Genomic DNA, 12,540 nt, shown 5'->3' with positions numbered 1-12,540 from the left:
GAAACGGCCAATGGATTTTCAAGACACGCGAACGAATTGCTGCTCGGTCACCGTGCTTCCCCACTGCGCTCCTGGCTCCTCCTTCTGCAGCTTGAAGCCAAAAGACTCATACAGCTTGCGGGCGGCGTCCAAGCCTTTGAATGTCCACAGATGGACCTCACGGAACCCACGTATATCGCAGAATGTCATCGCCTCTGTCATCAACTGCCTGCCGACACCGCTACCGCGACAACCATCGTCCAAGATGAACCATCGCAGATGGGCTCTGTTGTCACCCAGGTCCTGCCCGTCAATCGCGAGCGAGCCAACAATTCGGTCATTGAGCAGGGCGGCCCATACCCTATTGCATGGCTCGTGCAGCCGTCCGGCGAACTCTGCCGCTCCAGCTGCGACCTGGCTCTCGAAGAACTGCCCGAAATTGGAGTGCTTCGAGTAGAACGCTGCATGCATTTCGGCAATACGTCCAACCAGTCCGGGGCGATATCCTGCGCTGACGGTGATTGGGCTTTGCTGCTTTTCTGCCATATTCAAGCGGTGGGCCTTAAGTGCTCCTGCATATGCAGACAAGCCCTGCGCAACCGCCTGTTGCTGGGAGCGATTGAGGTGCTGAAACGCAGCTTGTACCTGCATCTGGCCATAGGAATGGATCTGCCTGACCGTGCTGCGCCCCTGGGCCGTCAACTGCAATAGCTTGAAACGGCCATCATCGATAGCAGCCACTTCCTTGATCTCTCCTGCTGCAACCAGCTTCGCAAGCATTCGGCTGACGCTTGACTTCTCCAGCCCCAAAAGCTGCACGAGCTGAATCGAGGTCATGCCTTCATGGGCGTCGATTTCAAGCAATGCATGCACAGCCGATGCCGAGTAATCCGTTGCGGCCAGTGTCGGCTGCATGAATCCGAGCTCTCTTACCAGGGCGCGGGAGTCGGCTCGGATCGAGTCAATTTCAGACAGGGTGTTGGTCATCTGTGGTGTCAAGCAATCAATATTGGTTGCAATATACAACTATATAGTTGTAGTGTGCAACTGATTTGTGCTGAAGCCTGATAGGAGTGGATGGCTGTCCATGGCCAGTCCTGTACGTAAGCCATTCCGGCAGCTCAGCGAGCTGCACATCCGGGCTGCCGTTGCCCATCGATTCACGGAGCCGGGCCGCGCACAACGGCAGGCGGCGGCGTAGTCACGTCAGGGGTCGGGGCGGTGTGGCTCAGCTTAGAGCGCAGTCGTTTCAGGCGATTCGACTGCTGGCGCTGGCTTGCGGGGCGCCGCGTACCTTCTAGGCGGAAATGCTGCTTCTAACGATGTCCAGGGTTTCGTGCATGTCCTTGACAAGCAGGGTCAGCATTTCCCGTGACGCAGGAGTTTGTCCGTTGGACCTGATCTGATTTTCCAGGGATTCGGCTTGCGCAAGGAGGTCCTTGAGCGCGACAGCAGAAAGACCTCCCCGGATCCTGTGCAACACGGCGAGCATGGCTGGGGCATTGTCCCCACTGGCGGACTCCTCGAGCGTGTTCAGGTCCTGGCTCATGGTCTGGATGAAGACCTCGCGGTACTTCCTGGGGATCGCGGCAGCACTCGCCGAAGTGTCGCGCCTAGGATTGCTGGCGGGATCGTCCGAGCCGCCTGGCGGCGCTGCATCAGCGCTGGCTTTCGCATGCGCGCGCAAGTGCAGCCACAGCGATCGCAGATCGATAGGCTTCACTAGCCAGCTGTTCATACCGGCAGCCCGGCATCGGGTCTCTTCTTCCTTCATGGCATTCGCCGTCACTCCAATGATGGGCGTGGACACGCCACGCTCGCGCAGGGTGCTTGCCAGCTCATAGCCATTCATGCGCGGCATGTTCAGGTCGGTAAGCAGGAGATCGAAGTTGTTGATACTCCATAGCGCGAGGGCGTCTGCCCCGTCGGGGGCAATGGTTACCTGGCAGCCAAGCTGTTCAAGCTGGTCGCGCAGCGTGATCTGATTGATCGGATTGTCCTCGGCAACAAGAATATGCAGATTCAGCTGATGATAGGGCGGATGAGCGGGCTCCGGCGAAATCTCCAGCTCCCCGCTCACCAGATATTGAATGGCGAATCCGACGCTGCGCACAGAGTATCGGTTTGCCTGCGGCGGGAGCCTGCCAAAGTCCTCGTATCCCCTGGCCACGATCCGCGGGCCCGTCCATTCCTCAAGATCGACTCGATCATCAAGCACGACGTCCACGAGCACGCCAGGCGACTCGCTCTCGGGATAAGCATGCGGGGAGAGGGCGCTTGCCTGAGCCCCCCAGCGTGTCAGCCACAGGCACAGGTTATCGCTGAGCTCCTTGCGCGGGCTGCGTACATAGGTCGTGATATCTCGCAGCTGGGGAGCAGAGGTCGCAGGCGGGCTGCCCTTTTCAAGAACGAGATCCACGGAAAAACTGCTGCCCAAGCCGGGTTCGCTGGTGACATGGAGCTCACTGCCCATGAGCCTGGCCAATCTGGCGGAAAGGGCAAGGCCGATGCCCATGCCGCCAACCGTATGCGAGCCGCCGTTGATCCGATAGAAAGGCTCGAACAGTCGTTTTCGTTCTTCGGGGCCGATGCCCGGTCCGCTGTCCACCACCTGCAGGCACAGCCGCACCTTCTCGTCCTGCAAGGATTCGGCGCGCAGCCGGGTGATGACATGTCCGGCGTTCGTGAACTTGATGGCGTTGCCAAGCAGGCTGGTGAGAATCTGGCGTATGCGCCCTGCATCCCCGTAGACGCATGCCGGCACGGAGGTGTCCACGCAGCCATAGATGACCAGGCCTTTTTGCTCGCCGGCTGGCGCGCAGGACGCGACCGCACTTTGTACCAGCTCGCCGGGATCGAAGGCTGCTGCCTCGAGTGCAAGCTGCCCCGACTCGATCTTGGTGACATCCAGGATGTCGCTGATCAGCTGCTGCAGAATGCCCGATGAATTCTGGATGTGATCGATATGTCGGCGCTGTTCATCACTGAGTGGCGTCATGGCAAGAATCTCCAGCGTGCCCAGCAACCCATACAAGGGCGTGCGGATCTCATGGCTCATTGACGCCAGGAAGGTCGATTTCGCCTCTACGGCCCGTTGTGCCTGCACCTTGGCCTGTTCCTGGGTGCGCTCCATCTCGGCTCGTGCGCTGACGTCCGCGAACACGCAAAGCACCACGTCCTGGCTCTTGTAGCGTGTCGGCACGAATCTCACATGCAAGGGGCGGCCGTCCAGACCCTGAATGCTTTCGATGCTCCCCGGCTTCGTGGTGCCCATGATCTGCCGCAGCAGGCCATTGGCTCCCGGGGCGTTGTGCAATTCAGCGTCGGCTCCTATGCCCAGCCACTGCGCCGCGAGCTCATTGCTGAAGGCGACCTTGCCGGTCGAGCGGTACAGAACGCAGAGCGCGACCGGGACGGTGCCAAGCAGGGTGAGATTGAATGCATCCATTTCCTGCTCGCTCTGGGCTGCAGCCTGCGCAGGATCGGTGACATGCAGCCGATACCATCGCCTAAACCCCAATCCGCCTGCCAGAACCAGCAGCAAAGTGGTCAAGGCGCCCACCGGCAGCCAAGCATGGTTCTTGATGAAGCTGCTGTAGCCGAGCAAGTAGACCGCAGTCCAGTCGCCATTTTTGTCGGCAAGCCGAAGAATCAAGCCTTCGGACGAAGCCTTGAAGCCGATATCGTCGGCAGCCGGAAGCCGTCCCTCGCCTATCAGCACGCCGCTGTCGCGCCGCATCAACCAGAAATCATCGTAGGCCAGCTGGAAGGAGGGGCGCTCCGATGCACTGATTCGGTCTCGCGTGAACAGCGTCGCCGCATAGACATTGCCTGATGTGCCGGACTGCGCATCGTCTGCGTCCAAAGGCAGGGATATCGGAAGAACCCCAATCATCGCGCCGGGGAGATCTGCATCCCGTCGCCACTCGATCGGTGAATCTAGCCTGACTCCTTGCGGAACCTCGCTCGATGCGTGCTGCTGGATCGCCTGAACCACGCTCAGCAACACTCGGCGCGTCAGGGGCGTATGGCTTGAATCTGCGGCAACTGCCGGCACGCTCAGGCTGAACTGCCTGGCGGGCGATACGACAAAGACGGGCGCGGCCGGGAACGCCAGATTTGCCCAATACGTGGAATAGAAGTCTGAAAGATACGAGCCTGCCCCTGAGTGGACGCCGCTCGTCACCGGGCAGAATTCTGCCCGCTGGCAGAGCAGGGTGAACGGCATGGACGCCGCTGCGCGTTGCCCATCGAAGAATCGCCAGGAGGGCGACTCGGTGCCCGCAGCCGAGCTGACCGAAGTGCGTGAAGCAAGGCTGGCCCGTTCGGCCTGCTGGCTTTGCATGCGCAGTGTGCGCAGCATCTGCTCCTGGGCGTTGATGTTGCCCATCAGGAATGAAAAGTCCGCCTGAAGCTGGTCCTTTTCGTTCTGCAGGATATGCTGGCCGAGCCAATACACGGCACCAGCCAGCACAAGAGCAGCCGGAAAAACGTCGAAAAAAAGTGCTCTCAAGCGGCTGGAGGCGGGCATCACCATTTTTTGATGCTTCTGTCGTGTCATAGGTGGTGCACGCTTGACGCGCGCTCTTGTTTCAATGTGGCGCAGAGTCAGGGAAATGCAGCTTGGGCTCGTCAATCAGCAGCTCGCCGAATGCGGGCGCGTCGATGGCGGCTGAGATCAGGTATCCCTGGGCGCAGTCGCAGCCAAGCTGCCGCACGAATTGCAGATCCTCCATGGTTTCGACACCCTCGGCAGTCACCAGCAGGCCCAGTTGTTTGCCCAACTGAACCGATGACGCAAGTGCCGCGGCCAGCACTTCGTCGCTGGCGGCGCCATAGACAAAGGCCCGGTCAATCTTCAATTCGGTGAACGGGATGGAGATCAGGTTGTACATGGAGCTGTACCCTTTGCCGAAATCATCCTGAGACAGGCCAAAACCACGCAGTCGCAGGCGGCTGGCACCCATGTAGAACTGGCCGGCGTCCATGCTCATGTCGTCTTCGAGCAGCTCGAAAGTGACATCCTCTGTCGGCACGCCGCAATTGGTGACTATAGCGTGGAGCTCGTCCGGCAACTGCTGCTGATCCAGCAACGATGTCGGCAGGTTGATCGAGATCGGCACCCGATAGCCCTGGCGCCTCCATGTCCTGTAGGCATCGACTCCATCTTCCACCATGCGCATCAGCAACGCGTGGTCCAGTCCATAGTCATGCAGAGATTTCAGGAAGGAGGCCGGCATCATCAGACCGAAATCGCTGTGTTGCCAGCGAACCAGGGCTTCTGCCCCCACGATGCTCCCGGACAGCAGCGACTTCTTCGGCTGGAACCAGGCCCGGATGCTGCCGTCGCGAAGCGCAATCTCCATGCTCTCCTTGTCCAGGACCCTGTCGTCGCATGCGGCCGCGCTGGAGCGCTCTGCCGCGGGGCGGCGCAACAGGTTCCTGACCATCTCGTCGATCTGCTCGCGCACGATAGGCTTGACGAAGGAGCCGATGACGGCGAAGCCGCGTTCCTTTGCCATCAGGCTGATGCTGTTGGCCATGCGGCGCGAGCATGCCGTGACAATGGCCAGAACGGGATTCAGGTCCTGGCGCGCAAGCTGATCGATGAACTGGGCGCCATCCATCAGGGGCATGTTGACGTCCATGACGACGACGTTGTAGCCCTGTTCCTTGATCCGCGTCAGGGCAACACTGGCGTTTTGCTCCGCGTCGACGTGAGCGAAGCCTGCTTCCTCCAGCATGTCTTTCAAGCGGATACATTGAAAGGCGTGATCATCCAGGACAAGAACTTTGTATTTGGAAAGCATGGTCAGGTCAAATCCTCTACGAGGGTGTGCAAGGTTTGCGCCAGGGTGAGAAGTGGCAAGGGTTTGAGGAGCACCTGGTTCATGCCGGCCTCGACACCCCGGCGCGCGACATCGGGGGCGGTGCTTGCCGTCAGGCCCAGGATGGCGCCCTGGTAGTCCAGCTTTCTCAAGGCGCGGACCAGCTCGTTGCCGCCCATCAGCGGCATATTCAGGTCGGTAATGACGACGTCGTACTCCTGAGCGCTCCAGCGGCGCAGCGCCTCATGTCCATTGACGACAGTGACTACCTTGCAGCCCAGATGCTCCAGTTGCTCTCGCAGGATGATCTGGCTGATGATGTTGTCTTCCACCACCATCACACGCAATCCCAGCGATATCCGCTTGGCGTGAACCTTTGCGCTCAGCGGGCGCTCGATACCATCCTGTGCCATCCGGACGGCGCGCCCGATGCTGACCGGATTTGTGGTGCAGGTGATGCTCAGCTTGGAGCTTGTCGAGGCCAAGGACTCCTGGCCGGACCCGGGCGCCACGACGCGGACCCTCTTGTGTTTCCACGGCAGATCAGGCGGGGCCGGCGGCCAGGCCTGGACGAAGACGGCGTCTTTCGAGGCCGGAAGCTTTAGATCGCTACGGTACGGCAGCGCGACAGCGCCCCATGAGTTCAACCACTCGCACAGGTTTGCCACCACTTCCGGAGCTGCGCCATCGACATACACCGCGCGCTTGCGCAGTACCACCGGCGGGGCAGGGTCTGCCGCTGCAACATCCAGCGTGACGGCAAACGTAATGCTGGTGCCCAGGCCTTTTTCACTGACAACAGACAGGCTTCCGCCCATCAGGTCTGAAAGGCGCCGGCAGATGGCCAGGCCCAGCCCCGATCCGGAAATGTCTTCCTTGGCGCTGGCGTCGGCACGGAAGTAGGGCTCGAAGAGCTGAGCCTGGGCTTCGGCCCGAATTCCGACGCCCGTATCCGCAACCTGAAACTTGAGGCGAGCGCGCCCGGGCTGAAGATTCTCGGCGCTCACGCGCACGGCAACCCGGCCTGCTTCGGTGAACTTCACCGCATTGCCGACCAGATTGTTCAGGACCTGCAGTATGCGGGCGGAGTCGGCACGAACCGAGGAGGGAACCCCAACGTCGCAAAGCCCGTAGATCAGCAGCCCCTTGCCCTGCGCGCGCGCCGCAAAGTTCGCGACGACGCGCTCCAGCAGCTCCGCAGGCGAGACCTCGGCGATGTACAACTCTTGCCGGCCGGCCTCTATGCGCGACAGGTCCAGGGTGTCGTTGATGGTGCGCAGCAGCGTCGCGGAGGACTGCTGGATCGTGTTCAGGTATTGCTGCTGCTGCGCGTTCAAGCCTGTCAGCGCCAGCAGCTCCATCGTGCCCACGATGCCGTACAGCGGTGTACGGATCTCATGGCTGAGCGTGGCGAAGAACATCGTTTTCGCTTCGTTCACCTGGTCGGCGGCCAGCTTCGCACTTCGCAGCGACCGCTCGACCTCCTTTTGCACGGTGATGTCGCTGATGCCGCAGATGACCACGTCCTCGGACTGATAAGGCATGGAGGCGAAGGTCAGAATGACGCTGCGCCCGTCGCGAAGCTCACACTCGCGGCTGCCTGCCCGGGTCGTGGCCTGGCGGATATCCTCGCGCCAGCTGTCGTGCTCGTCGAGCAGGCGCCTGGCGGCGTCGTTGGACACAAGCAGCCTGCCATCTGAGCGGCGCACCAGGCTCAGGCCGACAGGGGCAACTTCAATGATCTTGTTGTTGAGGGCCAGGCTGTCGACAAGAGCCGCGTACTGGCGCAAAGCCGGCGCCACCAGCTTTCTCTTGATGTGGCGCACGGCCAGCAAGACGATGGCGGCCAGCACGGCTGCGACGCCTCCTGCCATCCAGAAGGAGTGGGCACTACGGGTCAGGACATCCCGCATCGGGACGTAGTAGACGAGCTTCCACTGCGCTTCCCCCACCGATTTGACCAGCACGAGATTCTCGGGAAACCACGTGCCGCCCTGGACTCCGAAAGAGTCCTGGGTCAGCTGCGTTGCAACCGTATCGCCCATCATGGGCAGCGGGCCGCCGTGCAGGGTTATGCGGCTGTTGGTGTCATAGAGCGCGTAGCTACCGCCATCGCTTGCGCATTCGGAGGCGATGACCGAGGCGACACCGTCGACCTCCAACCCGATCCAGGTTTGTTCAGGATGCGCTGCGTCCAGCGGGGTGAACAGAAAGATCCTGTCCATTTCATCTGTTGGCGGGCGCAGCCAGACTATGGGCGCACGGCTGCCTGCCTCGATTGCAGGCGCGCGCTCGGCCAGGGCTTCCGTAAGCCACGCCGTGGTGCCGGGCGACACCGGGGAGGGCCTTGCCGCCGTCTCTGCACCCAGGCGCTTTGCCGTGGAATGCTCCAGCGACAGATAGATGATGCGGGCGCTGGCCTGCTTGACATCGGCTCTATCGTGCGGGGTCAGAACCAGGGCCCAGTCATAGCTGTTCTTGTCCGTCAGCAGCGGCGTGACACTGATCTGGCGTGTTTCGCCAAATGTTTGCGGGGTACGCTCGGGCGACATGCGGTTGGTATTGCGCACGGACGATCCGGCGATCGACTTGAGCAAGGCTTCGCGCTGGTCAAAATAAAGCTGCGCGCTGTAGGCGGCTGCATTCATGCGTCGTCGGTAGTTGGAAACCTCCCCGCTGAATGCCCAATACAGATAAAGCGCGGTGCCAAACAGGATGCAGGCCAGCAGCGCTACAGCCAACAGATGAAGCAGCAGCATAGGCAAGCCGAGCGCGGTGGTGTTCAACCTCTCGGTGGGAGGGTTGGTCAAAATCATGCAAGGAATGATAGAAGTCGAGCTCTTTCACAGGTCTAGGAAAATTCTTAAAACATCGCTCTCTGAAAACAGGGCAGGGGAGAATCGGGCTGCAGATTGCCCTCGCACTCCAATATCTCAGTCCCATACCTCAGCCCAATCAATGAGAGGAGCGATTTCGGCCTCTCCTGGTCGCTGGCCGCGCGGGGGAACAACCCCAGCCCATAGTCCCGTAGTGATTGGCGGTAATGCGGCAAGCAGCACATGCTTGCTGCATGCGTGGCAGCAGGGCAGGGAAGACGCTGCTGCCGAATTCCTGCTCCGTGACGCAGAGTCTTGCTTTTCAGGTCGGCGCAGTTGCCCGGACGCGTAATTGCACTTAGTACTTGGTACTGAATACTTGGCACTTGGTAGTTGAATGACGGGCAGTGCCGGCTTAGTAGGCTTATTAGTTAGGCCATCAGGCGCAGCAATGAATTCAAGTCATCTCCATGCCCCGATTTTCTTGACCAGCTTTATAGTCCTCAGGAAATCTCCAGGCAGAAATCGAGCAGGTAGTGATGCGTGAATCTATCCCGCCGATCAATATTCAGAAAATGCCGTCCCGGCGTTTATCGGCGGCCTGCTTGATAAGATCAGGCGCAGTGAGGGCTGCAGAGCAGGGGGCTGACCATGAAACCCCGTCAGTCCTTATTTCGTCGAGCCGAAGACCGCTTTCGGCTGGAGCGCATGCAATGCCAAGGTAATCAGTCAGTTGAATGGCGAGATAAACAAACATACCAAGACGATGCGCTTTATTCGGTGTTCCCTGGTTCTCCTGATCCTGTCGCTGGCAGTCATGGCCCCAGGCCGGGCAGAGTTGAGCGTCTTCAATTTTGAACCGCGTATTACTTCGGCCTCCCGCAGTTGGCTGAGCGATGAGCAGCGCAAAACGCTGGACCAGCGTGGCCAGCTCACGCTGGGTGTTTCGCTGCCGGACTATCCTCCCCTGGGTATTTTTGATGCAGGCCGGTTTCGCGGCATCACGGCCGACTATGTGGGCCTGCTGTTTGCGTCTCCCGTGCGCGTGCAGCCGTTTCGCAGTCGAGAGGCCGCCTTGCAGGCTCTGCAGCGTGGCGAGATCGACATGCTTGGCGGCGGCACGCCCAGCGAAGCCCGGCTGGCAGGCCTGCAACTCACCCACCCCTATCTTGCGGACCAGCCTGTGCTGGTCTCCAGGATCGATGCCCCCTTTGACGCGAAGGCCCAGGGAACCAAAATGGCGGTCAACCCGGGATATCTGCCGGCGGCACAGACGGCCGAGGTATATCCCAACAGCCGTCTTCTGAACTTTGTGTCGCCCAAACGTGCGCTGGAGGCGCTGAGTCTGGGCGAGGTCGATGCGGTCCTGGCCGATGCCTCGTCAGCCCACTACCTCATCAGCGTCAACTATCTCGTGAATCTCAAGATCCAGGGCTTTGTTCCCGTGGACAGCGGTGGATTTGGTTTCCTGGTCCGCATGGGCGACGGCACGCTGCTCGACTACCTCGACCGGGCCATTCCGAAAGTTGCGGCGGAGTATGGCGACGATATTCTGTACTCCTGGAGTGGCGGACGGCCACTGCGCCTGGGCGAGGACCGCATTCCATTGACAGCATCCGAGAATCGCTGGCTGGCTGCGCATCCGAGCATTCCGGTGGTCTTGAATGGTTCGCTGGGCGCGTTGGGGCAGTTCTCCAGTGACGGGAAGGCCCAGGGCATAGGCCCGGAGTATCTGGAGTTGATCAGTCGCCGTACGGGCCTGAAATTCAACTATGTGCGCGCTCGCAACTACTCGGAGCTCAATGCCATCCTGCGCCAGCGGCAGGCCCTGCTGACCCCGGTTTTCGCGCCCTCGGATGAAGCGCCGCAGGGGCTTGAAATGCTCAGCCCCTATCTGAGGACCTCGGTCATCGTCATGGCCCCGGCAGGGGCGGCCCAGGGAGTCACGGACGACGGGCAGAGCATTCACCATCTGGCAGACCTGGAAGGGAAGAGGGTGGCCCTTGTCGAGGGTTACTTTCTCGAGGGTGTCATCCGACGCGATCACCCGGGCGTGAAGATTCGCGCGTTCCCGGACATGACGCAGGCCATGCAGAGTGTTGTGGAAGGGCGCAGCGATGCCGTTGTCGGCAGCGACTACGCGATGCGCTTCATCAACGCCAGATATCTTGGGAACCGGCTGGCGCCGATAGGCATTCTGGACGACTACATGCGCCGCGTCAGCATGGCGGTACAGGCGCAGGAGCCCGAGCTGGTTGCGATCCTGGAGAAGGCCAGGCTTTCAATCACGCCTGAGGATGTGGCAGAACTGGTGCGCAACTGGGAGCCCGGACATCCGGCCGATGGCTGGGGGTTCTGGAACGAGCATCGCCAGGCGCTTTTGCGGGTGGCAGGCGCGCTGGGCCTGGCGGCCGCGATCTCGCTGATCTGGGGGATCTACCTGACCCGTCAGGTTCGCCGGACCAGGCGTGCGGAGCAGCGTGCCGAAGCCGCCAATCAAGCCAAGACCCAGTTCCTCGCCACCATGACCCATGAGATTCGCACGCCTCTTGCGGCGATCATCGGCCTGCTGGATATGGCTCAGCAGCGAAGCCAGGGGCCGGCCGCAGAGGATGGCAGTCTGCCGGCGGCTCAGGATGCGGCACAGACCATGCTGCTGCTGCTCAACAATGTGCTGGATCTCAACCGGATCGAGTCGGGCCTGATCCACTCGAGTCCCAAACCGGTAGCGCTCAGGCCCTTGATCGAGGACATGGCTGTCCTGATCCGGGGCATGGCCTATCGCAAGCAGCTCACCCTGGAGATGTCGGTCGCACCTGAGGTCGATGCATGGGTGATGGCCGATCCGCTGCACCTCAAGCAAGTGCTGTTCAACCTTCTCAGCAACGCTGTCAAGTTCACTGCTCACGGGGGTATTGCCCTGACGGCGACTGCAAGCGCAGAGGGCGGAATGCTGAACCTGTGCTTGGAGGTCGAAGATACCGGAATGGGTATTGAGCCAGCCGATCAGGCTCGGCTCTTCGAGCCCTATGAACAGGTGGCCTCGGCTCAGCAGGGGCAGGCCTTTGGCAGCGGTCTGGGGCTGCACATCACCCGCCGTTTGGTGAAACATATGGGCGGAGCCGTATCTGTCGACAGTGAACCGGGACGAGGTTCCTGCTTCACGGTGAAGCTTGCGCTGCCCATTGTTGAGGTTAAGGCGCAGACCTTGTCGCAGCCAAAGCCGCGCACCACGCCCTGCTCGGCAGCCAGGGCGCAAGCCCATGGCGCGTCACTGCTGCGCACGCTGCTCGTGGAGGACCATGCGCTCAACCGCGAGATCGTCAAAGGCATGATGTCCGATCAAGGTGTGGCGCCTGATGTTGCCGAGGACGGCGCCCAGGCCTGGGAGCTATGCACCGAGACGGATTTCGATCTGATCGTCACGGACGGCCAGATGCCCCATATGAATGGCGCCGAACTGATCTCTAGAGTGCGCGCACGTGAAACCAGCGAGGCTCGACCTCGCTGCCGTATCGTGGCACTGACCGCCAGCATCGAAGATGCGGAGCGGCAACGCTATATGGCTGCCGGCGCTGATGAGGTGCTCTGCAAGCCCATCCGAGAAGAGGACATGGCGAGAGTGATTCGCGAGTCGATGACTCTCGTCAGAGGCTGAGCGATTTAGGGTGTGCTTGATGGCTTGGTGCGCGGCCACGGGGATTGCATGATTCAACATGGGCAACTCCTGGGGCCTGTTTCCAGCATTTGCACAGGGGGTTGATCCAGTGCTGTCGTGTGAGAGCCGTCAAGCAAGGTTTGCTGTGTAGCGATTGCTGCACCTCAACTATGACTACATGTGTTGCTGCTTTTTAGCGTGTAGCAGTCATTCATCAAGCCGCGACTGCAGAGCAGAGACATCGGGCTTTAGCTGCGCA

General features: G+C 60.8%; 5 protein-coding genes. 1 reads left to right on the top strand and 4 read right to left on the bottom strand.

Annotated features, from left to right (window positions below; genetic code table 11):
- Nucleotides 1-18 precede the first annotated feature (18 nt).
- The 4 genes from AAIL67_RS08365 to AAIL67_RS08350 form a co-directional block, all read right to left on the bottom strand.
- Nucleotides 19-966 carry a bifunctional helix-turn-helix transcriptional regulator/GNAT family N-acetyltransferase gene (locus tag AAIL67_RS08365; protein WP_343483770.1) on the bottom strand — a complete coding sequence of 316 codons (948 nt, stop codon included), beginning with the start codon at nt 964-966 and terminating at the stop codon, nt 19-21.
- A gap of 310 nt (nt 967-1,276) precedes the next feature.
- Nucleotides 1,277-4,540, bottom strand: a complete 3,264-nt coding sequence (locus tag AAIL67_RS08360) for a response regulator (RefSeq protein ID WP_343483769.1) — start codon at nt 4,538-4,540, stop codon at nt 1,277-1,279.
- 31 nt (nt 4,541-4,571) lie between these two features.
- Nucleotides 4,572-5,789: an EAL domain-containing response regulator gene (locus AAIL67_RS08355; protein ID WP_343483768.1), complete on the bottom strand. Its 1,218-nt coding sequence runs from the start codon at nt 5,787-5,789 to the stop codon at nt 4,572-4,574.
- 2 nt (nt 5,790-5,791) lie between these two features.
- Nucleotides 5,792-8,623: an ATP-binding protein gene (locus AAIL67_RS08350; protein WP_280008814.1), complete on the bottom strand. Its 2,832-nt coding sequence runs from the start codon at nt 8,621-8,623 to the stop codon at nt 5,792-5,794.
- Nucleotides 8,624-9,461: 838 nt separating this feature from the next.
- Between AAIL67_RS08350 and AAIL67_RS08345 the strand changes: the two genes are divergently transcribed.
- Nucleotides 9,462-12,281: a transporter substrate-binding domain-containing protein gene (locus AAIL67_RS08345; RefSeq protein ID WP_343483767.1), complete on the top strand. Its 2,820-nt coding sequence runs from the start codon at nt 9,462-9,464 to the stop codon at nt 12,279-12,281.
- The last annotated feature ends 259 nt before the right edge of the window (nt 12,282-12,540 follow it).

It is taken from the genome of Comamonas sp. A7-5, assembly GCF_039581385.1.
GTDB classification, from domain to species: domain Bacteria; phylum Pseudomonadota; class Gammaproteobacteria; order Burkholderiales; family Burkholderiaceae_C; genus Comamonas; species Comamonas thiooxydans.
This window is presented reverse-complemented; position numbering and strand designations above follow the sequence as displayed.